Below are 24,824 nucleotides of genomic sequence, written 5' to 3'. Positions count from 1 at the left end.
GCTCGCCGGCCCCGACCCGACCGCCTTTGAAGGACACCGGGCTGATCCATCGACGCTGCTATTCGGCGGCGATGACGAGCGTGAGCGTACCGGTATAGCTGCCCGCGGTCGCCTTGCCGAGCTCGGTAGCCCGCACCAGCACGATCAGGCTTGCCGACGAGGTGATCAACAGCGAACAGGTCTCGTCCACCGTCACCGCGGTCAGCCCGGTCAGCGCCTGGCCCGGAACCAGCGCGGAGCCGCTGCTCTGGTTGGCCGATCCATTCCACTGCACCTCGTACGGCAGCGGCGCGCCGCTACCCGCAAGAGTGAACGCACCGCCTGAGCCGCTGCCGGTCGCCCGGACGTTGTAGTGGCCGCTGAGACTCTGGACATAGGCACACACGGTCTGCGCGCGCGACAGGTCGCTGGTCGTCGTCGACAGCGCGCCGAAATCTACATCGGACAGCTTGGTCAGGCGTACCCGCTGCGCCCCCGCCGGGGATAGGCTACATAACCCGGCCAAGGCTAAACCGAAGGCTGTCTTAACCATCCCGGCAGGAAGCGCGCGCATCGCCAGAACCCGTCGCCGAGTCTCGTCCTGTGCTTTAAGCCGGCGACACGAGGAGCGTCAGCGTGCCCGTATAGGTCGTCAGCGACGCCATGGTTGCGAGCTGCGTGGGCGCGATCGTGACGATCAGGCTCGACGTCGTCGTCGGGCCGGTCAGGCACGTCGGTACCGTCGCGGTCGAAACGAAGCCGGTCGAAACGGCCGCCGGTGCCAGCGCGGTACCCGATGACTGCCCCGTCGTCTGGTTCCACTGCACGGCATAGGACACTGGGGCGAGCACGCCGGATGTCAGTGTGAAGGCGCCGGCGGTGCCGCTGCCCGACGCGGTGATGGTATACCCCTTGGTCGCGGTGTTGCTCCACACGCAGTTGCTCTGCGAGCTGACAGCCTGGGCGTTGGGCTCGACACTGCCGAAAGCGACGTCGGTCAGCCCGGTGATCTGCACGCGACTCGGAACTTGAACGGTGATCGTGACGGTGCCGGTCGAGGTAGCGCCGAGCGTTCCCTGCGTCGGCGCAGCGAGCGCAGGCGCCGCGACCAGCGTCGATGCTGCGCCCAACGCCAGCAGACCAAACCGGACCGGGGGGATCGCGGACTGAGTTCTGCCAGCAACGTTCATGGTCCGGCCTGTCCGGCCGAGTGTCAGCATCAGCAGATCGACAACATTATACATCGAAATGGTTTTTCCTGAAACAAGACGCATGGCAACCTCTCCGCTCGAATACATCAAGCTACAGGCCCGTGCCCACAGCTGATCATCAACGCGAAATATGAACAAGACGCGGTTGATCGGAACAATACTCCCACGTGCAGGTTAACGAATCCTATACTCCTACTGCGTCTGTTCCCACTTTTTGATACATCTGATAACAGTTGCAATAGTATTCATTGTGGTTGTTTTTACTGGGTGTGCACTTCTCAAATATATTCTTACTCCAAATTTTGTGTATCCTGTGGTCGCCCATGTGCGTTACGCGGTCGAACCCTACCGGCCGACGCATAGCTACGCTGGATATGACGAGATTGATCTTAACCCCTCGCCGCACGATGCAGTTTATACGTTGAGTAGTTGAGGCCAGTGAACGGAAGGCCCAGCCATGCTACAAGCGCAGCGGGAGTATCTTTTTGTCAATCTGACGGGTCGACTAAGTGACGCTCAAATTGAAATAATTGTCGACAACAGCGTAGCCGGACGCGAACTTTTGGCGCGTCTTCCTTCGCCTGAACCACGGCATCGCTTCTCTCCGCCCTCAGAGCCTAAGTGGCTGACTTTCGCTCGGTCGAGCAAAATTCTTTTTTTTGGAACTTGGGCGGCGCACGTCGCCGACAGAGCCGGTCCGCGTAGCGATCGGTCTGGCAGACGGTCACCAGAAGCCGACGCTTGCCACTAGGCCCTAGGGCCCATCAAAACCACGCAACGGCCGACGTGTCTACGTACTTCACGTCGGTTCTCCCGCACCGGCGAAAGTCGCAAGCTGCCTCCTTGGGAGCGTTGGCGCGTCCCTACTATCGGGAGCGGACGGTGAACCGACGACAGCTGCTGGTTGGTGCGGGGGCGACCGTCCTGGTTGGCGGCGAGGCGGCCTATCTTCTCTACCGGGAGGCGAAGGCCGCGTCCGACTACGCAGCCCGGGCCGCCGCCCTTCGCGCGCCTTTGGCCGATACGCCGGGTGCGCATGATCTCATTCGCTATGCGACTCTCGCGCCGAACGGCCACAACACGCAACCTTGGCGCTTTCGTATCGGCGAACGGCGGATCAATATACTGCCCGACTATTCGAGACGGACCGCGGCGGTCGATCCGGACGACCACCATCTTTTCGTGAGTCTTGGCGCGGCGGCGGAGACCTTGTCGTTGGCGTCGGCGGCGCGGGGTCTGCCCGGCATGGTCGCGTTCGATCCGGGGAGCCGGGGTTCGGTCGCGGTCCACTTCGACAGGGCGCGGCCGAGTCCCTCTCCACTGTTCGACGCCATCGCCAGGCGGCAATCGACGCGTGCGGCGTATGACGGTCGGCCAGTCCCGACGCGCGACCTCGATATGCTGGTGAGGGCTGCGGCGGTTCCGGGTGTGGATCTGGTCCTGCTTACCGATCGGCATCGGATCGATCGCCTGAGCGACCTCGTCCTCGCCGGCAATACTGTGCAGCGGACCGATGCCGCGTTCGTCCGCGAGCTGAAATCATGGCTGCGGTTCAATCCGCGACAGGCGCTGCGGAGCGGCGATGGGCTCTACAGTGTTGCAAGCGGCAATCCCGCGCTGCCCGGCTGGCTAGGGCCGCGAGCGTTCGACTGGGTCTCGACGGTGCGATCGGAAAACCGGGCTTATGCCGGCCAGCTGCGATCGTCGGCGGGGGTGGCTGTGTTCGTCGGGGCGGGCGAAACCGCGGCGGACTGGGTTGCGGTAGGGCGCGCGTGCCAGCGCTTCGCGCTCCAGGCCACCGCGCTGGGACTGAAGCACGCCTTCGTCAACCAGCCGGTCGAGGTCGCTACGCTGCGGCCCGATCTGGCGGCGCTGATCGGCGCGCGCGGCCGGCGGCCGGATATCGTGATGCGGTTCGGCTATGGTCCGACGCTGCCCTGGTCGCTGCGGCGATCGGTGGATGCGGTGATCGTGGCATGAGCCGGGCCGCCCCCCTGCCCGCTGCCGTGATCGATCTCGCGATGCGCCTGGGCGTGCAGCCGGCGGACCATCCGCCCCGCGTCCGCCTGACCCAGACCGGGCGGATGAAACGATCGCTCGAGTCCGAGTCCTGGATGGCGTTCAAGGCCTCGCAGACCATCGCGACGCACCGATGTGGGTTCGACTGGCACGCGAAAGTCGGGCCGTTCGGGCTTTTCTCCGGACGCGATGCGCTGGAGGATGGCGACGGCCGGTTCGACATTACCGCGCTCGGCATCATTCCGCTCGCGCGCGCGCGAAATACGCCGGCGCTCGTGCGCGGCGAGTTGATGCGCTACCTCGCCGAAATCGCGTGGGCGCCGCATGCCATACTCCACAATCCTGAACTGCATTGGCGCGTCGACGGCCCGTACACGCTGGCGGTCAGCGCTGGTGACGCGGAAACGGCGTCCGAAGTGATCCTAGGCCTGGATACTGACGGACGGATAGCGACCGCCTTCGCGCCCGATCGCCCGCGCTCGGCGACTGCTCCGATCCTGCCGACGCCGTGGCATGGTCGGTTCTCCGACTATCGGCTGGTCGACACGATCTGGCTTCCGATGGCGGCCGAGGTCGCGTGGACCCTCCCGGCGAAGGATGTCGTCTATTGGCGGTGTCGCGTGGAGAGCTGGCGCGCGGACGCCGAACGATCGCAGCATCACGAGACGTCAGGAACACAATGAGCCGCATTGCGAACCACAGCCTGCGCGACAGGATCATGAGCGCCGACGACGCCGCGTCGCTGATCGCGTCGGGATCGACGGTCGGGCTCAGCGGGTTCACCGGTTCCGGCTATCCCAAGGCGGTGCCGATGGCGCTCGCCGCGCGGATCGAGGCGGAGCATGCCGCCGGCAACCCGTTCCGGATCCGGGTCTGGACCGGCGCCTCGACCGGGCCCGAACTCGACGGTGCGCTGGCCAAGGCGGACGGCATCGAATTCCGCCTGCCCTATAATTCCGATCCGATCGCGCGCGAGAAGATCAACCGCGGCGAGATGGAGTATTTCGACATGCATTTGAGCCAAGTCGCGCCGATGGCGTGGCAGGGCTTTCTCGGGCCGCTAAATACCGCGGTGGTGGAGGTGTCGGGCATCCGCGCCGACGGATCGCTGATCCCGTCGTCGTCGGTCGGCAACAACAAGACCTGGCTCGACCGTGCCGACCAGATCATCCTCGAGGTCAATCGCTGGCAGAATCCCGCGCTGGAGGGGATGCACGACATCTATTACGGCACCGCGCTGCCGCCGCACCGCGTACCGATCCCGCTGGTGCGACCCGACGACCGGATCGGCGACGCCTATTTCCGCGTCGATCCCGCCAGGATCGTCGCGATCGTCGAGACCGAGGCGCCCGACCGCAACCTGCCGTTCGCCGCGCCCGATGCGTCTGCCCACGCGATCGCCGGCCACCTGATCGAGTTCTTCGCCCACGAAGTCGCGCGAGGGCGCCTGCCCGCCTCGCTGCTGCCGTTGCAGTCGGGCGTCGGCAACATCGCCAACGCGGTACTGACCGGCCTCGTCAACGGGCCGTTCGACGCGATGACCTCCTATACCGAGGTGATCCAGGACGGGATGCTCGACCTGCTCGATTCCGGCAAGCTGCGGATGGCGTCAGCAACCGCGTTCTCGCTCAGCCCCGAGGCGGCGGCGCGGTTGAATGCCGACATGGGTGCCTATCGCGACCGCATGATCCTGCGCCCGCAGGAGATCAGCAACCATCCCGAACTGATCCGGCGGCTCGGCTGCCTGGCGATGAACGGGCTGATCGAGGCGGATATCTATGGCAACGTCAATTCGACGCACGTCATGGGCTCGCGAATCCAGAACGGCATCGGCGGATCGGGCGATTTCGCGCGCAACGCCTATGTCTCGATCTTCATGACGCCGTCGACCGCGAAGAACGGCAATATCTCCGCGATCGTGCCTCAGGCGAGCCATGTCGATCATATCAGCCAGGACGTCCAGGTGCTGGTCACCGAGCAAGGCCTGGCCGACCTGCGCGGGCTGAGTCCGAAACAGCGCGCTGCGGTGATCATCGAGAACTGCGCGCATCCCGATTATCGCCCGGCCCTCGCGGATTATTACCGGCGGGCGCGCGAAGGTTCGTACGGACAGCAGACCCCGACACTCCCGGGCGAGGCGTTGTCGTGGCACCAGCGGTTTCTCGATACCGGCACGATGCGGATGTGACGCGCCTGCGCCGTCATCGCAGGCGGTCGCGGAACTCCGCGAGGCGCGTCCGATAGCCATCCGCGTCGCCATATTCGAGGAACTCGTAATAGCGGTGGAGCGGATCGCTGACGCGGAGTGCGTGCTTGATCGGGCACCAATATTGCTCGGTCCGGCTGCTGACTTCGCGGACGAACCCGACCAAGCCGTTGGCATAGGCGCAGAACGCGCAGTTGAGCGCCTCGATGCGGTTCAGATACCCGAGGTGCGCGCGGTCGAACAGGATGTAGTCGCGCCGCCGCACCCGCGCGATGCCGTATGCCCGGAAGCAGATCGCCTGATACAGGCTGACCCACGCATCGACGATCAGCAGCGGCACGATCAGCGAATAGATCACCGGCGCGGTGACGATCGAGACCAGATCGGAGCGCGCGACGAAGCGCAGCACCGACATCTTCAGCCGCCGCTGCGCATCGAGCACGCCGTGTTCGAATCCGACGATCCGCCCGGTGATCTCGACGCCGAGCGCGCGCCGCCGGCGCTCGATCTCGCGGTCGAGTTCGCCCTGCAGCCGGACGATCTCGTGCGCCAGATCCTGCATCCGCTGGATGTCGATCGTCATGCGGTCTCCTCGACGGGCGGAGATCGCCCTTTGCAGCCAGCCTAGCCCGCGCCGACCGGCGCGATAGCGTCGGAAACTACGTGTTTCCCGACGCTGCGACGGCGCGGGCTTTGTCGGTAGGCCCGAGGTACAATCGCAAAGGATATCAGGATGGTCGACCTCGTCATGGAGCATGCAGGCGTCACGCCCACGGCACCGAGCGTGTCGTGGAGCGCCGACCTGACGACGCGCGACGGCTATGTGTTCCACGTCCGCCCCGCCTCGCCCGCCGACGAACCCGCGCTCGGCGCGTTCTTCGACCATGTCGACAAGGAGGACCTGCGGTTCCGTTTTCTCAGCGCGATCAACACGGTCGGCCACGACCAGCTTCGCGCGCTGGTCACGGTCGATCACGAGCATACCGAGAATTTCCTCGCCTTCGATCCTGCCACCGACCGGATCGTCGCGACGGCAATGCTGGCCGCCGACGAGAGCCGGATCCACGCCGAAGTCGCGATCGCGATCCGCACCGATTTCAAGCGCCGCGGGATCAGCTGGACGCTGCTCGATCACATCGCGGCGTTCGCCCGCGCGAAGGGGATCACGACGCTCGAATCGATCGAGAGCCGCGACAATCACCAAGCGATCGACCTGGAACGCGAACGCGGCTGGATCGCGTCGGCCTGCCCGGGCGACCCGGCGTCGATGATGCTGCGGCTGACGCTGTCAGCCTGACATCCCCCGCGCTTGGGTCAGCGCCTCGGCATAGGTCGAGGTGCTGACGATCGGGCCGAGTCGGGCGCGGGCGAGCATCGCGGTAGGTTGCGCGGCCATCCCACACAGGATCACGCGCGTATGCGTGGTCGCGGCTCGCCGCAGCAGTTCGGCAATCGCGGCCACACCGCTCGCATCGAGCATAGGTACGCGCTCCAGCCGCAGGATCAGGACGCGGGGGACGCTGCCCAACCGGCGATAGGTGTCCATCAGTCCGGCGGCGACACCGAAGAAGAACGGTCCGTCGATCCGGAACATCTCGACGCCGTCGGGCAGCGCACCGCGGTCGGTGAGCGCATCGTCATCGGGGCCTGTGATCGCGACCGTCTCGCTCATCCGCGCCATGAACAGCAGCGCGGCGAGCGTCACGCCGACGCCGATCGCGACCGTCAGGTCGACGAGTACCGTGAGGCCGAACGTCAGGAGCAACACCGCGCGGTCGCCGTTGGGCATCCGCAACAGGCCGACGAAGCGCTCCTGCTCGCTCATGCCCCAGGCGACGACGAACAGGATCGCCGCCAGCGCCGCCATCGGCACGAACGCCATCAGCCGCCCGCCGAACACCACGAACAGCAGGACGAACACCGCGTGGAGCATGCCCGCGACCGGGGTCCGCGCGCCGGCCTTGATCGTGGTCGCGGTGCGCGCAATCGCACCGGTCGCGGGCAGCCCGCCGAACAGCGCGGAGGCGATATTGGCGATGCCTTGCGCGACCAGTTCCTGGTTCGATCGGTGGCGCGATCCGATCATCCCGTCGGCGACGACCGCGGAGAGCAGCGCCTCGACACCCGCAAGAAACGCGATCGTGAACGCCGATGGCAGCACCACCTGGATCCTGGCCAGCGTCCAGATGGGGAATGCTGGCATCGCGATCCCGCTTGGCATATCCGGAAAGCGCGAACCGATCGTCGCGACGTGCGCGCCGCTGGCGATGACGACGACCGAGGTGAGCAGGACCGCGACGAGGAACCCGGGCACGCGTGGTGCGACGCGCTTGAGAATCAGGATGACGGCAAGTGCGCCCATGCCGACTGCGACGGTCGGGCCGTCGATGGTGCGGATCGCGCCGGCATAGGCCAGCCATTTCGGGATGAAGTCGGCTGGAACCGCGGCCATGCCGAGCCCGAGGAAATCGCGGACCTGGCTCGACGCGATGATTACCGCGATACCCGCGGTGAAGCCGGTGACGACGGTGTAGGGGATGAACCGGATCAACGCCCCGAGCCGCGCATAACCTGCGACGATCAGGATGATGCCGGCGAGCAATGTCGCCAGGATCAGGCCGTCATAGCCGTGCCGTGCGATGACGGTGAACACCACGACCACGAACGCGCCGGTGGGTCCGCCGATCTGGACGCGCGATCCGCCGAGCGCCGACACCAGGAAGCCTGCGACGATCGCAGTGACGAGTCCCTTGTCGGGTGACGCGCCACTGGCGATGCCAAGCGCCATCGCCAAGGGCAGCGCGACGACCGCGACCGTCGCGCCGGCGATCGCATCGGCGCGCAACGTCGCGAGCGAATAACCTTCGCGCAGCGTCGTGACGATCTTCGGGACGAAGGCGGTCATTGGCGCCGCTGCCAGACCGCGCCCGCATGCTTGATCGCTTCGGTGGCGAACACGATCCCGACTACGGCGACGAACATCGGTACCAGCGCAAGGCTGCACGTCGGACGGCGAGTCGTCATGGCGGGAGTCCGATCAGCTTTCCGAAGGCTGCGGTCGAGCCATGACGAGTCCGCGCCAGATGACAGCGCGTCCATTCAGGCGATTTCGAGCATGTTCTCGACCTTCACCGCGCCCGGTGCCGCCCAGGCGGTGCGTTCGGCGACGCTCCGGTCGTGCGGGGAATCGACCGAGCCGGTGAGCCGGACCGTGCCGCCGTCGACCGACACCTTGATGGTGTCGCCGTCGAAGAACCACGAGCGGTGCAGCGCGGTGCGGATGTCGTTGCTGACATCGGTGACATCGACCCGCGGCTTCAGCGTAATGTGGCTGACCACGCCGACGACGCCCGCGAGCGGCCGCACCGCTGCTTCGGCTGCATCCTTCTGGAAATGCCAGCGCACTTCGCCGCGCAGGCTGACCCAGCCGTCCTCGACCTGCGCCGTGATGCTGTCGTGCGGGACGGTGGTGTCCCAGGACAGTCGCTCGACGATCGCACCGGCGATCGCTTCGTCGCCGCGCCTGAAGCGCTCGTCGAGGTGCACTTCGATCTCTTCCGCGACCGCCTTGACGCCCTCGACGCGCGCGGCGGCGCGTTCGGCAGCGAATTTCGCGGCATAGCTGCCGGCGTGGCCGCTGAGCGTGACGACGCCGTTGTTCGCGGTGACGCCGATATGCCCGGCCGGGACGCTGGGGTCCCAGTTGAGTTCGGCGAGCACGGCTTTCTGCAATCTGGCGTCGTGGGGCATGACACTCTCCTCAAGCGACGCGGGGAGGCCCGGCCGATGATCGCAAGCCTATCGCCTCGCCCGATCGCGGACAGCGTCGGGAACTACGCAGCCGGCGCTTATGCGTAATTCCCGATCCTTTCCCGCCCCCGCCCGAACGCCGACAGATCGGGAAAGAGGGAGACCGCGCGTGACCTATTCGACCCTGATGGTGCATCTGGATGGCGGCCGCGCCAACGCTGCGTTGCTCGACGTTACCGCAACGCTTGCCGACCAGTACGGCGCCGCGGTGATCGGTATCGCCGCATGCCAGCCGGTCCAGATCGGCACGTTCGATGGCTATCTCGGCGGCGACTATGCGGTGATCGAGCGCGATATCGTCGACGGCGAACTGGCCCGAGCCAAGACCGAATTTCACGCCCATGACCGGCTGGCGCACCATGTGCTCGAATGGCGATCGATCCCGACGCTCGTCAACATCGCGCACGTCGTCGCGGAGAATGCGCGCTCAGCCGATCTGGTCGTCACCAGCGCGGGGCCGGGCTTCGCCGATCTCGCCACGCACGCCGACACCGGCGACCTCATCCTGCGCGCGGGCCGGCCGGTGCTGGTGGTTCCCGAAGGCGCCGCCACCGCGACCTTCGCGACCGTGATGGTCGCGTGGACCGACACCCGAGAATGCCGTCGCGCGATCAGCGATGCGCTGCCGATGCTGAAGGCGGCCGACCGCGTCGTGATCGTCGAAGTCGCGATCGACGCGATCGATGCGCGCAAACCGATCGACGACATCGCCGCCTGGCTCGCGCGCCACGGCGTCGATGCGGACAAGATCGTCGCGCGAATGAAGGGCACCAGCATCGACACGCTCGCGGGAATCGCAGACGATATCCAGGCCGATCTGGTCGTCGCGGGCGCGTATGGGCATAGCCGGATCCGCGAATGGACGTTCGGCGGGATCACCCGCGACCTGCTGTTGCGCAACCGCCGCTGCGCGTTGCTGTCGCACTGAGCCATGACCGCGTTCGCACGCCACAAGTATCTCGGCCCGGTCATTGCCGCGAACCGAAGACTAGTCGTCGGCGCTACGATCCTGTCGGCGATCGCGATCATCGAAGGACTATTAGCATTTGGCGGGCGCTTCGCTTAACATGCGTCAGGTTTTGCACGAGGGCGTCGTATCCGTGCCCCGAGGCGAACCGGATCAGTGTGTCGAACAAGGCCCGCGTCTCAATGACTTGCCTCTGCGCTCCCCGAGCTACCGCACCGCCCGCATGATCGCGTCGTCGTCTCCGCACGATCCCGGATCCCACGCTGTGGCGCGCGGCGATGCGGCGTTGGCGGAGGAACTGGGGCTGCTGATCGACGGCGCCACCACCTATGCGATCTACATGCTCGATCCCCGCGGCCGCGTGACGATCTGGAACCGCGGTGCCGAACGGATCAAGGGTTGGGCCGAAGCGGAGATCATCGGCCGCGATTTCGCGATCTTCTATCCCGCCGACGATATCGCCGCGGGCAAACCCGCATCCGACCTCGCCCGCGCGCACGCCGACGGCCGGGTCGAGGAAGAAAGCTGGCGGGTCCGCAAGGACGGCTCCGAATTCCTCGCGCACGTCACCATCACCGCGCTCCACGACGACGCCGGCGCGCTACGCGGGTTCGGCAAGGTGATCCGCGACATCACGCACGAAAAGGCCGCCGAGGCCGCGATCGTCCGCCGCGAACATCATCTCCGCTCGATCCTCAGCACCGTCCCCGACGCGATGATCGTGATGAACGAGAATGGCATTGTCGCGTCTTTCAGCGCCGCCGCCGAGCTGGTCTTCGGCTATGGGGCGCACGAGGTGATCGGCCAGAACGTCGCGATGCTGATGCCGCAGACCGAGGCCCGCGACCACGACGCGCACCTGCGGAAGTACCGGCATACCGGCGAGCGCCACGTGATCGGCAACGTCCGCCTCGAACGCGCGATGCGCAAAGGGGGCGAGACGTTTCCGATCGAACTCGCGGTCGGCGAGGCATCGATCGCAGGCGAACGCATCTTCACCGGCTTCATCCGCGACCTCACCAACCGCCACGCGACCGAACGCCGGTTGCAGGAGCTCCAGTCCGAACTCGTCCACGTCTCCCGCGTCAGCGCGATGGGCACGATGGCCTCGACGTTGGCGCACGAGATCAACCAGCCGCTGACCGCGATCGCCAATTATCTCGAGGCGACGCGGGCGATGATCGCGGACAACGACGATCCGCTTTTGGTGGATGTGGCCGAGGCGCTGGAGCTGGCGGCGGCGCAGTCGCTGCGGGCGGGCACGATCGTCCGGCGGCTGCGCGCGTTCGTCGATGGCGGCGATACCGGGTTCCGCGACGAACCGCTCGACCTGCTCGTCGAGGAAGCGACTAGCCTCGGGCTGCTCGGCGCGCGCGAGGCGGGGATCGCGGTCGTCACCACCGCGCCGCCGGGTCCGGTGATGGTCCGCGTCGATCGCATCCAGATCCAGCAGGTGCTGGTCAACCTGATCCGCAACGCGATCCAGTCGATGGCGACATCGCCCAGCCGGACGCTGGCGATCGCCACCGCCCCCGAGCGTGAGGGCTGGATCGAGATCACCGTCGCCGACACCGGCACCGGCATCGACGCGGCGGTCCGCGCGCGCCTGTTCGAGGCGTTCGCGACCACCAAGGAGGACGGCATGGGGCTGGGCCTGTCGATCTGCCGGACCATCGTCGAGGCGCATGGCGGGCGGATCTGGGCGGACGGCGTCGCGAGCGGCGGCACCGCATTCCATTTCACCGTCCCGCTCGCCGTCGTCCCGGACTCAGGCGCCAACCATGACTGACACCTTGAGGACGGTGCACATCGTCGACGACGACGAGGCGATCCGCCAGTCGGTCGGCTTCCTGCTGCGCAAGGCGGGGTATGCGGTCGAGAGCTATCCTGCCGGCACGCAGTTCCTGAAAGCCGTCACGCGCGAGTCGCGGGGGTGCGTGCTGCTCGACGTCCGGATGCCCGATCTCGACGGGTTCGCGGTGCAGGCGCGCCTCGCGCAGACCGGCATCGCGCTGCCCGTGATCATGCTGACCGGGCACGGCGACGTCACGCTGGCGGTCCGCGCGATCAAGGCCGGTGCGATCGAATTCCTCGAAAAGCCGTTCGAGCGCAGCGCCTTGCTCGCCGCGATCGAGACCGCGCTGGCGCATGCCGCACGATCGGACCGCGAACATCTCGCCGCCGCCGATGCGCTCGTCAGGCTCGCCGCGCTGACCCCGCGCGAACGCGACGTGCTCGACGGCATGGTGCTCGGCCGGCCCAACAAGCTGATCGCCTACGACCTCGACATCGCCACGCGCACGGTCGAGGTCCACCGCGCCAACCTGATGGAGAAACTCGCGGCGCGCAGCCTGTCCGACGTCCTCCGCATCGCGTTTTCGGCGGGGTTGGGGGAAACCACCGAACCGGTCTGAGCCCCCCCCTCACGCCCCTCGCCTTCTACGTACAGACGCGACGACGTGCGCGTGTCATCGAGGGTCGAGAAGGACCGCTTGATGACCGACCAGTTTCCCCAATCGCATGACGGCATCGGCATTTCGCTGGTCGATGGCGACCCCGCGATCCGTCGCGCGCGCCAGATCATGCTGATGTCGGAACGCTACGACGTGCGTGCCTACGCGACCGGCGCGGCGCTGCTCGCAGACCCGAGATCCCGCGACGTCCCTTGCATCGTCGTCGATATCGACGGCGGCGGCGGCATGGACACGCTGCACGCGATGCGCGCGGCGGGATGGCGCGGCAAGGCGATTCTGCTCGATGGCGGCCTCTCGCCCCCCGCCCTGGTCCACGCCGCCGAACGCCACGGCGACCGCATCCTCGACCGCACCACCGGCGACGCCCCCTCCTCTCCGCAATCGCCGCCTCCATCGACCGCGGCTGGTCCGGCTGGAACGCGGAAGGGTAAGCGCGGCGGTAGGTAGTTCCCGATTCTGGCTCCACGGCTACCGGATCGTACGGTTGGCCACGCTCCCTTACCGAGGATCACGACATGAAATTCAGCCATTCGATCGTCGCCGTGTTCGACGAGCACGCCCAGGCCGATGCCGCGGTGAAGGCGCTGGCGGCGTCGGGGTTCGGGCTGCGGCGGTTGAGCATCGTCGGCAAAGGCTATCACAGCGACCAGGTCGCGACGGGGTTCTACAACAGCGGCGACCGGATCCGCTTCTGGGGCTCGCGCGGTGCGCTATGGGGCGGCCTATGGGGGCTGTTCATGGGCGGGCTCTACGCAACCGTTCCCGTGGTCGGCGGGGTCGTGCTGCTCGGGCATCTCGCCGCCACGGTGATCACCGCGATCGAGGGTGCTGTGATGCTCGGCGGCACCGGCGCGCTGGTCGCGGCGCTCGTCAGTCTCGGCATTCCCGAGGATTCAATCGTCACCTACGAGACCGATATCGCCGCCGATGGCTTCCTAGTCATGGCGCACGGCAGCGCGGCGGAGATGGAGCGCGCCAAGCTGGTGCTCGATCCGCTCAACCCACGTCGGATCAATGTCCATCATGACCACAGCAATGCCTCGCCGCATGCGCAGCTGACCGGCGAGTTGCCGATCGCCGAGCCGGTCGTCTGACGCAGGACACGGCATCGTTCTGGACCCGGTCGGCCGATGCGCTGCTGGCCGATCTCGGGACGTCGCGTGACGGCCTGACTGCGGCGGAGGCGACGCAGCGTCTCGCACGCTATGGTCCGAACAGCGACAGCGCGGAGACGCATACCGGCCCTGTACGGGCAATTGCGCGGCGGCTGCTCGAGCCGTTGTCGCTGATCCTGCTCGCCGCCGGTCTGGTGTCGGCGGCGACCGGCGATGCGGTCGGCGGGTCGATCATCGTCGTGATCCTCGGCTTCTCGGTGCTGCTCGACACCTATCAGGAGGGGCAGGCGGTCCATGCCGCGGCGATCCTGCGCCAGTCGGTTGCCGTTTCCGCACGCGTCCGCCGCGACGGCGCATTCGTCGCGGTTGCGATCGAGGCGGTGGTGCCCGGCGACATCGTCGAGGTTCGCGCCGGCGACATCATCCCCGCCGATGCGCTGATCCTCGACAGCACCGCATTCACCGCGAACGAGGCCGCGCTGACCGGCGAGCCGTATCCGGTCGACAAGCGCGCCGGTAGCATCACCGCGACGAACGCGGCGGAAGCGTCGAACGCGCTGTTCCGCGGGGCGATCGCGCAGACCGGCGCCGCGACCGCTCTGGTCGTCGGCACGGGCCGCGCGACGCTGTTCGGGTCGGCCGCCGCCGCGCTGGCGACCGCCGCCGCGCCCTCGCCGTTCGAGCGTGATCTCCATGCGTATGGCTTGTTGACGACGCGGCTGACGCTGGCGCTGGTGGTGATCGTGCTGACGGCCAGCATCTTCCTCGGCCGGCCACTGCTCCAGTCGCTACTGTTCGCGGTCGCGCTCGCGGTGGGGCTGACGCCCGAACTGCTGCCGATGATCACCACCGTGACGCTGTCGCGCGGCGCGCTGCGGATGGCGAAGCGCAAGGTGATCGTGAAGCGGCTCGCGTCGATCCACGATCTCGGTGCGATGACCATATTGTGCACCGACAAGACCGGCACGCTGACGTCGGCGCAGATCAGCCTCGCGCGGAGCATCGGCGCCGCGGGTACGGACGATCCGGAAGCCGCACGGCTGGGGGCGATCGCCGCGGCGCTCGGCGGCGATCGCGGCGCGCTCGATACCGCGTTGGTGATCGCATCGCCGGATGCGGCGAAAGGCTGGACGCTGGCCGCACAGAGCGTGTTCGACTTCGACCGCCGGCTTGGGACGGTGCTCGCGACGGGTGCAGGCGGTACGATCCTGATCACCAAGGGCGCGCCGGAGGCTGTGCTTGCCGGATGCGCTGTGAGCGAAGCCGACCGCGCCGCCGTCCTCGCACAGGTCCGCGCGCTCGCCGAACAAGGCCAGCGCGCCATCGCGATCGCCTCCCGCCCATGGACCGGTCACACGCATGCACCGACTCCGGACGACGAAACCAACCTCGTCTATGCCGGGCTCTGCGCGTTTGCCGACCCACCGAAGGCAACCGCCCCCGCCGCCGTCGCACGTTTGCAAGCCGCGGGGATCCGGCTGAAGATCCTGTCGGGCGACGACCCCGTGGTGGTCGGTCGCCTCGCCGGACTGGTCGGCCTCGCCACCTCGCGCGTGCTGTCCGGCGCGGACATCGCCAAGCTGAGCGACGACGCGCTCGCCGTGCAGGTCCGCGACATCGACGCCTATGGCCGACTCGCCCCCGACCAGAAGGCACGGCTGGTCCGCGCACTCCAGGCCGGCGGCGCGATCGTCGGCTATCTCGGCGACGGGATCAACGACGCGCCCGCGCTGAAACTCGCCGATATCGGCCTGTCGGTCGCCGGCGCGGCCAGCGTCGCGCAGGCGTCGGCGGACATGATCATGCTCGACAGCGATCTGGGCGTGGTCGCGGACGGCGTCGAGGAGGGGCGGCGGACGTTCGCTAACATCCTGAAATACGTCCGGATGGGGGCGAGTTCGAACTTCGGCAACATGCTGTCGATGGCGGCGGCATCGCTGTTCCTGCCCTTCCTGCCGATGCTGCCGACACAGATCTTGCTCAACAACCTGCTCTACGACGTGTCGGAGATCGGCATCCCGTTCGACGGCGTCCGCGCCGAGGCGGTCGCGCGGCCACAGGTGTGGAGCATGCCCGCACTGATCCGCTTCGCCGCCGTCATGGGCCCGCTGTCGTCGGCGTTCGACCTGCTGACGTTCGCGGGGCTCTCGCTCGTCTTCCACGTTGCGGCGCCCGAGTTCCGCACCGCCTGGTTCCTCGAATCGATGGCGACGCAGATCCTGGTGATCTTCGTGATCCGCACCAACGGACGGCCATGGGCGGACCTGCCGCGGCCGGCGCTCGCGCTGTCGTCGCTGGGCGCGCTGCTGGTGGCGATGGTGCTGCCGTTCACGCCGGTCGGCGGCTGGTTCGGCTTCGTCGCGCCGCCGCTCGTGGTGGTGGCGAGCATCGGCGGCGTCACGCTCGCCTATCTGGTGCTGGCCGAATTGCTAAAGACATTCCTGTTCGAGCACCGTCCCACCACGCTCGCCCGGCGCTGAATGAGCCTGGAGAGCCTCTGGCGCGGTGCGTTGCGCCATATCGGCTGGGTGCTGGGTCTCGCCGTGATCGCGATCGTGGTCGGCGCGGTGCTGCGGATCGGCGATCTGCACGCGTTCGCTTCGATGCTCGAAGATGCACATCCCGGCTGGCTGCTGGTCGCGCTGGGCTTGCAGGCAACCACCTATGCGAGCGTCGCGGCGGGTTGGAAGATCGTGCTCGCCCAGACCGACACGCCGCAACCGCTGCGGCGGCTCTATCCGATCGCGGTCGGCAAGCTGTTCGCGGACCAAGTCATCCCGGTCGCCGGCATGGGCGGCAACATGTTCCTGGTCGACCAGCTGGTCGCGCTCGGCGTGAAGCGCGGCAATGCCGTCGCGACGCTGCTGGTGGCGATGATCGGCTTCTACGCGGTGTACGGGGTCTGCGCGCTGGCGATGCTGGCAGTGCTGTGGATCAAGGGGCTGGCGTCGATCTGGATCGCGGGGTTCGTGCTCGTATTCCTGGTCATCGCGACCGTGATTCCCGGGCTGGCGCTTTGGATCCGCCGGCGCGGGCGGCGCCCCGTCTCCCCGAGCCTTGTCCGGTTCGCGAGTATCCGCGCGCTGGTCGGTATCGTCGGCGAGGCTCCGAAAAGGTTGCTGGTCGACCGCCGACTGATCGTCCGGGTCGCGGGTGCGAACGGCGTGGTCTTCCTCGCCGATGCGGCCAGCCTGATGGTGTGCTTCCTCGCGCTTGGCCAGCCGGTCGGCTTCCCGGTCGCGTTCGTCGCGGTGATGACCGCATCGATGATCGCGACGCTCGGCCCGATCCCGCTCGGCCTCGGCACGTTCGAGGCGGGCGCGACCGGCATGCTGGCGCTGATGGGGGTGCCGGTCGAGGCGGCGCTCGCCGCGACGTTGCTGCTGCGCGTGTTTACGCTGTGGCTGCCGCTAATCCCCGGCTTCGGGCTGATCCGAGGCGCCCTGCGGACCAAGGCCGAACAACATCGCGCCTAGCAGGCGAGCTTGAGCGTCAGGCGCGAGCGCGGCATTGCCGGACGCAAGACGCGCAAGCCGACCGACCGGTCCGACCGAGGCGCCCGCGATGCGAATGTGAGCGGCGGCTCCGCGATCAGGCACTCCAGCTGCGCAGCGAGCGTCGCCAGCGTATCGGCATAGAGCCCTGCGAGCGTCTCGTGCGCGACTCGCGCGCACGGTCCCGCGGCGGCGGCGGCCATGACCTGCGTGGCGGCCAGGCGGCGCTGGAAATACAGCATCTCGGTGTGGATAGCGTTCATCACCAACTCCCCCGTCCGCCCCCATGCCGCACGATGCAGACATGGTCCGGGCCGATCGATGGTGGGATCGTAGCGCGCGGTCGGCGCGACGTCGGGACTCGGAAAGCACGTAGGCGCGGGCTCGATCAGGCCAGCGCGGCGGCGTGGCCCGCGATCTGCGCGTCCTCCTGCGACGGGAAAATCCGGATTTCGAGCCCCGGGAACCAGGCGAGACCTGCACGGATTGCCTGAGCGGTCGGCGCATCGTTCTCGCCGATTCCGCCGGTCAGCACGAGCATGTCAGCGCCACCGAGCGAGGCGATCATCGCCGCGATCTGCTTGCACACCGAGCGCTCGAACATGCGGAGCGCGAGGTCGGCGTCATCGGTCGCGGCAGCGCGGAGGATGCGCATGTCGCCGGACAGGCCGGAGACGCCTGTCATCCCCGATGCGTGATCGACGAGCGCCGCCAGCGCATCCGCCGCCAGCCCCTTCTCGCGCAGTAGGTACAGCAGCACGCCCGGATCGAGATCGCCCGCCCGCGTCGCCATCATCACGCCGCCGGACGGAGTCAGCCCCATGCTGGTGTCGATCGATCGACCGTCGCGTACCGCGGTCACGCTCGCGCCGTTGCCAAGATGCGCGATCACCAGCCGGCCGGGCAGGTGATCGCCGAGCTGGCTGACGATCGACTCGCAGGACAGGCCGTGGAAGCCATAGCGCCGCACGCCGCTCGCCCGATACGCGCGCGGAATCGGCAGCGTCTGCGCAACATCAGGCATCCCCGCATGGAACGCGGTATCGAAACACGCCACCTGCGGCAGGCCCGGATAGCGCGCCTGCGCCACGCGGATCAGTGCCAGCGACGCCGGCCCGTGCAGCGGCGCGAACGCGCACGCCGCCTCCAGGTCCGTCATCACCGGATCGTCGATCCGGCAATGCGCATCGCGGTGTGGACCGCCGTGGACGATGCGGTGGCCGATCACCGTAGGCGCGGGCCACCCTCGCAACGCCGCCTCGATCGTGTCGAAGAAGCGCGCGTGATCGTCGGTCCCTTCAATGGTGCCGCCGACCAGCAGGACGGGCGCCGTCTCCACCGCATACAGCCCGTACTTCAGCGATGACGACCCGCTGTTGAGCGCGAGAACTACGACCATTGCCAATCACGGACCTCCGGCAGGTCGTCGCCCTGCTCGGCGATGTAGAGCTTGTGGCGCTCCATCGTCGTCCAGTAGCGCGCGGTCTCGCGCGGCACCCGGTCCCGCAACCGCGGAACCCGCTCGATCGCGTCGAGCGCCAGCCGGTACCGATCGAGATCGTTCAGCACGACCATATCGAACGGCGTCGTGGTCGTCCCCATCTCCTTGTACCCGCGGACGTGGATATTGGCGTGGTTCCCGCGCCGATAGGTCAGCTTGTGGATCATCGCCGGATAGCCGTGGAACGCGAAGATCACCGGCTTGTCCGCCGTGAACAGCGCATCGAACTCGCGCTCGTCGAGCCCGTGGAGATGTTCGGAGCGCGGCTGCAGGCTCATCAGGTCGACGACGTTCACCACCCGAATCCGGATATCGGGCACGTACGCACGCAGCATCGTGACCGCCGCCAGCGTCTCCAGCGTCGGCACGTCGCCCGCGCACGCCATCACCACGTCGGGTTCGGGATCATCCCCCGCCCAAGCCCATATCCCGGCACCCGCGGTGCAATGCCGCACCGCCGCGTCGATCCCTAGCCATTGCCACTCGGGCTGCTTCCCCGCGACGATCACGTTCACATAGCCGCGACTGCGCAGGCAGTGATCGCCGACCGACAACAGGCAGTTTGCGTCGGGCGGCAGATAGATCCGCGCGACGTCCGCGGTCTTGTTCGCGACGTGATCGATGAACCCCGGATCCTGGTGCGACAGACCGTTGTGATCCTGCCGCCAGACATGCGAGGTCAGCAAGTAATTAAGCGACGCGATCGGCCGCCGCCACGGGATCGTCCTGGTCGTCTTCAGCCACTTGGCATGCTGGTTGACCATCGAATCGACGATGTGGACGAACGCCTCGTAGCACGAGAACAGCCCGTGCCGCCCGGTCAGCAGGTACCCCTCGAGCCAGCCCTGGCAGAGATGCTCGCTCAGCACCTCCATCACCCGACCGTCCGGCCCGAGATGCTCGTCGACCGCCTCGACCTCCGCCATCCAGACCTTCCCAGACACGTCGTACACGTCCGCCAGCCGGTTCGACGCGGTCTCGTCGGGGCCGAACAGCCTGAAGTTCACCGTTGCCAGATTGAGCTTCATCACGTCGCGCAGATACCGCCCGAGCACCCGCGTCGCCTCCGCCTTGACCCTGCCCGGCGTCTCCACCGGTACCGCGAACTCACGGAAATCGGGCAGCGACAGCGGCACCATCAGCTCGCCGCCATTGGCATGCGGGTTCGATCCCATCCGCCGATGCCCGGTCGGTGCGAGCGACGCATACTCGTCGAGGAACTTGCCGGTCGCGTCGAACAGCTCCTCGGGCCGGTAACTCCGCATCCACGCCTCGAGCTGGCGCAGATGCTCGGGATCCTTGAAGTCCGCGATCGGTACCTGGTGCGCGCGCCACGTCCCCTCGACCGGCTTGCCGTCGACGAATTTGGGCCCGGTCCAGCCCTTTGGCGTGCGGAACACGATCATCGGCCAGCGCGGTCGCTCCGGCGTCACACCCTCGATCCGTGCCGCCGCCTGGATCGCCTGGATCTTTGCCAGCGCCTTGTCGAGTGCCGCGGCGAGTTGCTGGTGGACCGCCGCAGGATCGCTGCCGCCGACATAATAGGGCTCATGCCCATAGCCGCGCAGCAACGCGTCGAGCTCATGCCCGTCGATCCGCGCAAGGATCGTCGGGTTGGCGATCTTGAAGCCGTTGAGATGCAGGATCGGCAGCACCGCACCGTCTCGCGCAGGGTTGAGGAACTTGTTCGAGTGCCAGCTCGCCGCCAGCGCACCCGTCTCCGCCTCGCCGTCGCCGACCACGCACGCGACGATCAGGTCCGGATTGTCGAACGCTGCGCCATAGGCATGCGCCAACGAATAGCCGAGCTCGCCACCTTCGTGGATCGATCCCGGCGTCTCGGGTGCGACATGGCTCGGGATTCCGCCGGGCCACGAGAATTGCCGGAACAGCCGGTGCATGCCGCTGCGGCTCCGCTCGATCGCCGGATAGCGTTCGGTGTACGAGCCCTCCAGATATGTGTTGGCCACCAGCCCCGGCCCGCCATGCCCGGGCCCGATGACGTTGATCATGTCGAGGTCATGCTCGACGATCAGCCGGTTGAGGTGGACGTACAGGAAGTTCAGCCCCGGCGTCGTCCCCCAATGCCCGAGCAGCCGCGGCTTGACGTCGGCGATCGTCAGTGGCCGATCGAGCAACGCATTGTCGCGCAGGTAGATCTGCCCGACCGACAGGTAATTCGCCGCCCGCCAATACGCGTCCATCCGGCGCAGCGTGTCGGGCGACAGCGGGTGCGCCTTGGTGGGCATGGGCGTTGCAAGATCGACCATCTTCAGCTCCCGAAATCGAGGACGACGCGCGAGGCGACCTGGCCATGCTCGAGGCGGTCGAAGATGGCGTTGATCGCGGACAGCGGCTGCAGTTCGATATCCGCCTTCACCTTGCCATCGGCGGCAAAGGCGAGCGCCTCGGCCATGTCTTTCCGCGTCCCGACGAACGATCCGCGCACGGTGATGCACTTCGCGACCACGTCGAACAGCGGCATCGGAAAGTCGCCCGGCGGCAGGCCGACGAGCACGCACGTCCCCCGGCGTCGCGTCATCGCTACGCCCTGACTGAACGCGGTCAAGGAAGGTGCGGTGATTAGCAGGCCGTGTGCGCCGCCCCCCGTCCCGTCCTTCAGCGCCGCGATCGCATCGGGCTTGCGGGCGTCGATCAACAGTTCAGCGCCCAGCGTCTTGGCATGCGCTAGCTTGCCGTCGTCGACATCGACCGCGGCAACGCGCAACCCCATCGCCTTGGCGTACTGCACCGCCAAATGCCCCAGACCACCGACGCCCGAGATCGCGACCCACTCGCCCGGCTTCGCGCCGGTTTCCTTGATACCCTTGTAGGTGGTAATGCCCGCGCAGATGATCGGCGCAGCCTCGACCGCGGACAGGCCGGCGGGAATATGCGCGACGTAATTTGGGTCAGCGATGATATATTCCGCGAACCCGCCATTGCGCGTGTAGCCGCCGAACTCCGCGTCGGCACACACGGTCTCCCATGCAGACAGGCAGTATTCGCAATGCCCGCACGCGGAGTACAGCCACGGCACGCCGACCCGATCGCCCAGCTTGACGATCGTCACGCCCACGCCGACCTCGACGACGACGCCGATCCCCTCATGCCCAGGAATGAACGGTGGTATCGGCCTGACAGGCCAGTCGCCCCGCGCCGCGTGGAGGTCTGTGTGGCACACCCCGCACGCCTCGGTCTTGACGACGATCTGCCCCGGCCCGGCGACCGGCACCGGCATCTCGCGCAGGGTAAGTGGCGCGCCGAACGCCTCTACGACGGCGGCTTGCATCATACGGGTCATGGACGGTCCTTGAAGATGCGGGAGTCTATGCGCCATCACTTGAGCAAGGAAACAGACCCAGACAACGTGCAGGTCATGTACACCCGATGCCCCCACGCGAACCGCGTCATAAAGGGCCCCGCAATGGTATATTGAAAACCTGGACGGATCGGTCGAAACAGGATCACTGCCTGCCACCTCCCCGTCGCAACTCGGTCGCCAAAAACCATCCTTCCTTCTTCGCCAAGGGGCGAGAGTATCTGCAAAGCCGCAACGGGAAGCGGCATCATCAAACAAGTATCAGGTGAGGAAGGCTTATTCCTCGATTGCGATGAGAGTGACCCTCGGGAATTACGTAGTACGCACCCGTAACGGCGTCTTTCGGCGAGTATCTCCGCACCGACCCACGGAACACAGGCTCGCGAAATTTGGGCACCGTCAGCCAGCAATGGCGATGTTCGAGGTCTGCTTGCATCCCAAATGCAACAAAGCCCCGGGAGCGTGAGCTCACGAGGCTATGTATGTTGTGTGTTGGGTGAAGTTTGGTTGCGGGGACAGGATTTGAACCTGTGACCTTCAGGTTATGAGCCTGACGAGCTACCGGGCTGCTCCACCCCGCGACACTTCGCTGTGGCGAAGGAGGGTAAGAGACGTTGTGAATGGGTTCAGATGATGTGCTTTGCATGTCGCACGGGCTTCAATGCCTGGCGACGACCTACTCTTCCATCGCTTGAGCGATAGTACCATTGGCGCAGGCGGGTTTCACGGCCGAGTTCGGAATGGGATCGGGTGGGACACCGACGCTATAGCCACCAGGCAATGGAGCCGGTGCGACATGCGTGCACGTTATATCTGGGGTACCCCGTCTTTGCCTTTCGGCTGTGACGGGGCTCTTAAAATCGACGACCGTGCATGGTTGTAGTGGTATTTGCACCAATCCCTCGACGGCGAGGGGATTGGGAATCTGGCGTTCGACTTGATTATCATCCGCACCGTAATGCTTCGCTGGTTGCCCAGTGTTGTCATTGATGGTGGAACTCTCAAGCGCGAATAGAGCAATTAGTATCGGTTAGCTCCATGCGTTACCGCACTTCTACATCCGATCTATCAACGTCGTGGTCTCCGACGGCTCTATGAAATCTTATCTCGAGGGAGGCTTCCCGCTTAGATGCTTTCAGCGGTTATCCCGTCCATACATAGCTACCCTGCTGCGCTCTTGGCAGAACGACAGGTACACCAGAGGTATGTTCAACCCGGTCCTCTCGTACTAGGGTCAACTCCTCTCAAATTTCGACGCCCACGGCAGATAGGGACCAAACTGTCTCGCGACGTTCTGAACCCAGCTCACGTACCACTTTAATTGGCGAACAGCCAAACCCTTGGGACCTGCTCCAGCCCCAGGATGTGATGAGCCGACATCGAGGTGCCAAACAACCCCGTCGATATGAGCTCTTGGGGGTTATCAGCCTGTTATCCCCGGCGTACCTTTTATCCGTTGAGCGATGGCCCTTCCACGAGGGACCACCGGATCACTATGACCGACTTTCGTCTCTGCTCGACTTGTCAGTCTCGCAGTCAGGCGGGCTTATGCCATTGCACTCTAACAGACGGTTTCCGACCGTCCTGAGCCCACCATTGCGCGCCTCCGTTACTCTTTAGGAGGCGACCGCCCCAGTCAAACTACCCGCCACAGAGGGTCCCTGATCCAGCTAATGGATCGAGGTTAGACATCAGAAACAAACAGGGTGGTATTTCACCTATGGCTCCACATCAGCTGGCGCCGATGCTTCAAAGCCTCCCACCTATGCTACACAGTTTCTTCCTAATGCCACTCTGAAGCTGCAGTAAAGGTGCACGGGGTCTTTCCGTCTAACCGCGGGTACTCCGCATCTTCACGGAGAATTCAATTTCGCTGAGCATGTCCTGGAGACAGTGGGGAAGTCGTTACGCCATTCGTGCAGGTCGGAACTTACCCGACAAGGAATTTCGCTACCTTAGGACCGTTATAGTTACGGCCGCCGTTTACCTGGGCTTCATTTCAGAGCTTGCACCCCTCCACTTAACCTTCAGGCACCGGGCAGGCGTCAGGCCCTATACGTCGTCTTGAAGCCGACTTAGCAGAGCCCTGTGTTTTTGCTAAACAGTCGCTACCCCCTGGCCTGTGCCCCCCATAAGAGCTTGCGCTTATATGGGGCCTCCTTCTTCCGAAGGTACGGAGGCAATTTGCCGAGTTCCTTCAGGACACTTCTCTCAAGCGCCTTGGTATACTCTACCTGACCACCTGTGTCGGTTTCGGGTACGGTCTATACGGTGGGGCTATTTCCTGGAACCATTTCGAAGCCTGACCAATCCGATAAGGTCAGACAACACACATGATCCGTCACACACCACCAGGCCCACGAATATTAACGTGGTTCCCATCGACTACCCCCTTCGGGCTCGTCTTAGGGGCCGGCTCACCCTGCGCGGATTAGCCTTGCGCAGGAACCCTTGGTCTTTCGGCGAGAGGGCATCTCACCCTCTTTATCGCTACTCATGTCTGCATTCGCACTTCCGATACCTCCACGACCCATTACCAGATCGCTTCAACGGCTTACGGAACGCTCCGCTACCGCGTACCACATAAGTGGCACACCCTAAGCTTCGGCACGTATCTTGAGCCCCGTTACATCTTCGCCGCAGGACCTCTTGTTTAGACCAGTGAGCTGTTACGCTTTCTTTAAAGGATGGCTGCTTCTAAGCCAACCTCCTGGTTGTTTTGGAAG

Annotated in this window: 22 protein-coding genes, 1 tRNA gene and 2 rRNA genes (1 of these 25 cut by a window edge); 12 read left to right on the top strand and 13 right to left on the bottom strand. The window is 66.0% G+C overall.

Annotated features, from left to right (window positions below; genetic code table 11):
- Positions 1-58: 58 nt before the first annotated feature.
- Positions 59-532, bottom strand: a complete 474-nt coding sequence (locus SJY20_RS04060; protein ID WP_380785318.1) for a hypothetical protein — start codon at positions 530-532, stop codon at positions 59-61.
- A 55-nt stretch (positions 533-587) separates the two neighbouring features.
- Positions 588-1,223: a hypothetical protein gene (locus SJY20_RS04055; RefSeq protein WP_380785317.1), complete on the bottom strand. Its 636-nt coding sequence runs from the start codon at positions 1,221-1,223 to the stop codon at positions 588-590.
- Between the two features lie 849 nt (positions 1,224-2,072).
- Here SJY20_RS04055 and SJY20_RS04050 point away from each other — a divergent pair.
- The 3 genes from SJY20_RS04050 to SJY20_RS04040 are packed head-to-tail and all read left to right on the top strand — an operon-like array spanning position 2,073 to position 5,397.
- The gene (locus SJY20_RS04050) at positions 2,073-3,170 is read left to right on the top strand and encodes an Acg family FMN-binding oxidoreductase (protein ID WP_380785316.1); all 1,098 of its coding nucleotides are present in this window, start codon (positions 2,073-2,075) and stop codon (positions 3,168-3,170) included.
- Entirely contained in the window at positions 3,167-3,892 is a 726-nt protein-coding gene (locus tag SJY20_RS04045) for a DUF6544 family protein (protein ID WP_380785315.1), read from the top strand. The genes SJY20_RS04050 and SJY20_RS04045 overlap by 4 nt, the downstream gene beginning before the upstream one ends.
- On the top strand, positions 3,889-5,397 hold the full coding sequence (locus SJY20_RS04040; RefSeq protein ID WP_380785314.1) for an acetyl-CoA hydrolase/transferase family protein: 1,509 nt from the start codon (positions 3,889-3,891) through the stop codon (positions 5,395-5,397). Before SJY20_RS04045 ends, SJY20_RS04040 begins: the two co-directional genes overlap by 4 nt.
- A gap of 13 nt (positions 5,398-5,410) precedes the next feature.
- Here SJY20_RS04040 and SJY20_RS04035 read toward each other — a convergent pair whose 3' ends face one another.
- The gene (locus SJY20_RS04035) at positions 5,411-5,998 is read right to left on the bottom strand and encodes a hypothetical protein (protein ID WP_380785313.1); all 588 of its coding nucleotides are present in this window, start codon (positions 5,996-5,998) and stop codon (positions 5,411-5,413) included.
- A gap of 150 nt (positions 5,999-6,148) precedes the next feature.
- Between SJY20_RS04035 and SJY20_RS04030 the strand changes: the two genes are divergently transcribed.
- The gene (locus SJY20_RS04030) at positions 6,149-6,712 is read left to right on the top strand and encodes a GNAT family N-acetyltransferase (protein WP_380785312.1); all 564 of its coding nucleotides are present in this window, start codon (positions 6,149-6,151) and stop codon (positions 6,710-6,712) included.
- On the opposite strand, the gene SJY20_RS04025 is transcribed toward SJY20_RS04030, so the two are convergent.
- The 3 genes from SJY20_RS04025 to SJY20_RS04015 all read right to left on the bottom strand — a co-directional run bounded on the left by SJY20_RS04025 (position 6,704) and on the right by SJY20_RS04015 (position 9,165).
- A complete protein-coding gene (locus SJY20_RS04025) occupies positions 6,704-8,320 on the bottom strand; it encodes a SulP family inorganic anion transporter (protein WP_380785311.1) in 1,617 nt (538 codons plus the stop codon). The two genes, SJY20_RS04030 and SJY20_RS04025, sit on opposite strands and share 9 nt — an antisense overlap.
- A complete protein-coding gene (locus SJY20_RS04020) occupies positions 8,317-8,439 on the bottom strand; it encodes a hypothetical protein (protein ID WP_380785310.1) in 123 nt (40 codons plus the stop codon). Before SJY20_RS04020 ends, SJY20_RS04025 begins: the two co-directional genes overlap by 4 nt.
- Before the next feature lie 75 nt (positions 8,440-8,514).
- On the bottom strand, positions 8,515-9,165 hold the full coding sequence (locus SJY20_RS04015; RefSeq protein ID WP_380785309.1) for a BON domain-containing protein: 651 nt from the start codon (positions 9,163-9,165) through the stop codon (positions 8,515-8,517).
- A 169-nt stretch (positions 9,166-9,334) separates the two neighbouring features.
- Here SJY20_RS04015 and SJY20_RS04010 point away from each other — a divergent pair, with 169 nt between their 5' ends.
- The 8 genes from SJY20_RS04010 to SJY20_RS03975 all read left to right on the top strand — a co-directional run bounded on the left by SJY20_RS04010 (position 9,335) and on the right by SJY20_RS03975 (position 17,257).
- A complete protein-coding gene (locus SJY20_RS04010) occupies positions 9,335-10,153 on the top strand; it encodes a universal stress protein (RefSeq protein WP_380785308.1) in 819 nt (272 codons plus the stop codon).
- A 3-nt stretch (positions 10,154-10,156) separates the two neighbouring features.
- A complete protein-coding gene (locus SJY20_RS04005; protein ID WP_380785307.1) occupies positions 10,157-10,291 on the top strand; it encodes a hypothetical protein in 135 nt (44 codons plus the stop codon).
- A 124-nt stretch (positions 10,292-10,415) separates the two neighbouring features.
- Positions 10,416-11,981: a PAS domain S-box protein gene (locus SJY20_RS04000; protein ID WP_380785306.1), complete on the top strand. Its 1,566-nt coding sequence runs from the start codon at positions 10,416-10,418 to the stop codon at positions 11,979-11,981.
- Positions 11,974-12,606: a response regulator transcription factor gene (locus SJY20_RS03995; RefSeq protein ID WP_380785305.1), complete on the top strand. Its 633-nt coding sequence runs from the start codon at positions 11,974-11,976 to the stop codon at positions 12,604-12,606. The genes SJY20_RS04000 and SJY20_RS03995 overlap by 8 nt, the downstream gene beginning before the upstream one ends.
- Positions 12,607-12,687: 81 nt before the next feature.
- On the top strand, positions 12,688-13,113 hold the full coding sequence (locus SJY20_RS03990) for a hypothetical protein (RefSeq protein WP_380785304.1): 426 nt from the start codon (positions 12,688-12,690) through the stop codon (positions 13,111-13,113).
- A 68-nt stretch (positions 13,114-13,181) separates the two neighbouring features.
- Positions 13,182-13,760: a DUF1269 domain-containing protein gene (locus tag SJY20_RS03985; RefSeq protein ID WP_380785303.1), complete on the top strand. Its 579-nt coding sequence runs from the start codon at positions 13,182-13,184 to the stop codon at positions 13,758-13,760.
- Positions 13,757-16,261: a magnesium-translocating P-type ATPase gene (mgtA, locus tag SJY20_RS03980; RefSeq protein WP_380788550.1), complete on the top strand. Its 2,505-nt coding sequence runs from the start codon at positions 13,757-13,759 to the stop codon at positions 16,259-16,261. The genes SJY20_RS03985 and mgtA overlap by 4 nt, the downstream gene beginning before the upstream one ends.
- The gene (locus tag SJY20_RS03975; RefSeq protein WP_380785302.1) at positions 16,262-17,257 is read left to right on the top strand and encodes a lysylphosphatidylglycerol synthase transmembrane domain-containing protein; all 996 of its coding nucleotides are present in this window, start codon (positions 16,262-16,264) and stop codon (positions 17,255-17,257) included.
- Here SJY20_RS03975 and SJY20_RS03970 read toward each other — a convergent pair.
- The 7 genes from SJY20_RS03970 to SJY20_RS03940 form a co-directional block, all read right to left on the bottom strand.
- The gene (locus SJY20_RS03970; protein ID WP_380785301.1) at positions 17,254-17,538 is read right to left on the bottom strand and encodes a hypothetical protein; all 285 of its coding nucleotides are present in this window, start codon (positions 17,536-17,538) and stop codon (positions 17,254-17,256) included. The genes SJY20_RS03975 and SJY20_RS03970 overlap by 4 nt on opposite strands.
- A gap of 125 nt (positions 17,539-17,663) precedes the next feature.
- Positions 17,664-18,674, bottom strand: coding sequence for an acetate/propionate family kinase (locus SJY20_RS03965; protein WP_380785300.1), 1,011 nt, complete (start codon positions 18,672-18,674; stop codon positions 17,664-17,666).
- Complete coding sequence (locus SJY20_RS03960) at positions 18,665-21,046, bottom strand: phosphoketolase (RefSeq protein ID WP_380785299.1); 2,382 nt, start codon at positions 21,044-21,046, stop codon at positions 18,665-18,667. The genes SJY20_RS03965 and SJY20_RS03960 overlap by 10 nt, the downstream gene beginning before the upstream one ends.
- A gap of 2 nt (positions 21,047-21,048) precedes the next feature.
- A complete protein-coding gene (locus SJY20_RS03955) occupies positions 21,049-22,080 on the bottom strand; it encodes a zinc-dependent alcohol dehydrogenase (protein ID WP_380785298.1) in 1,032 nt (343 codons plus the stop codon).
- Between the two features lie 522 nt (positions 22,081-22,602).
- Positions 22,603-22,679: transfer RNA gene (locus SJY20_RS03950), tRNA-Met, on the bottom strand.
- 82 nt (positions 22,680-22,761) lie between these two features.
- Positions 22,762-22,876, bottom strand: a 5S ribosomal RNA gene (rrf, locus tag SJY20_RS03945).
- Positions 22,877-23,098: 222 nt separating this feature from the next.
- Positions 23,099-24,824, bottom strand: a 23S ribosomal RNA gene (locus SJY20_RS03940); it runs 1,069 nt beyond the window's last position.

The sequence above is a fragment of the Sphingomonas sp. R86521 genome (genome assembly GCF_042466235.1).
Lineage (GTDB): Bacteria > Pseudomonadota > Alphaproteobacteria > Sphingomonadales > Sphingomonadaceae > Sphingomonas.
Note: the sequence above shows the minus strand (reverse complement) of the source record. Positions and strands in the feature narration are given on the sequence as shown.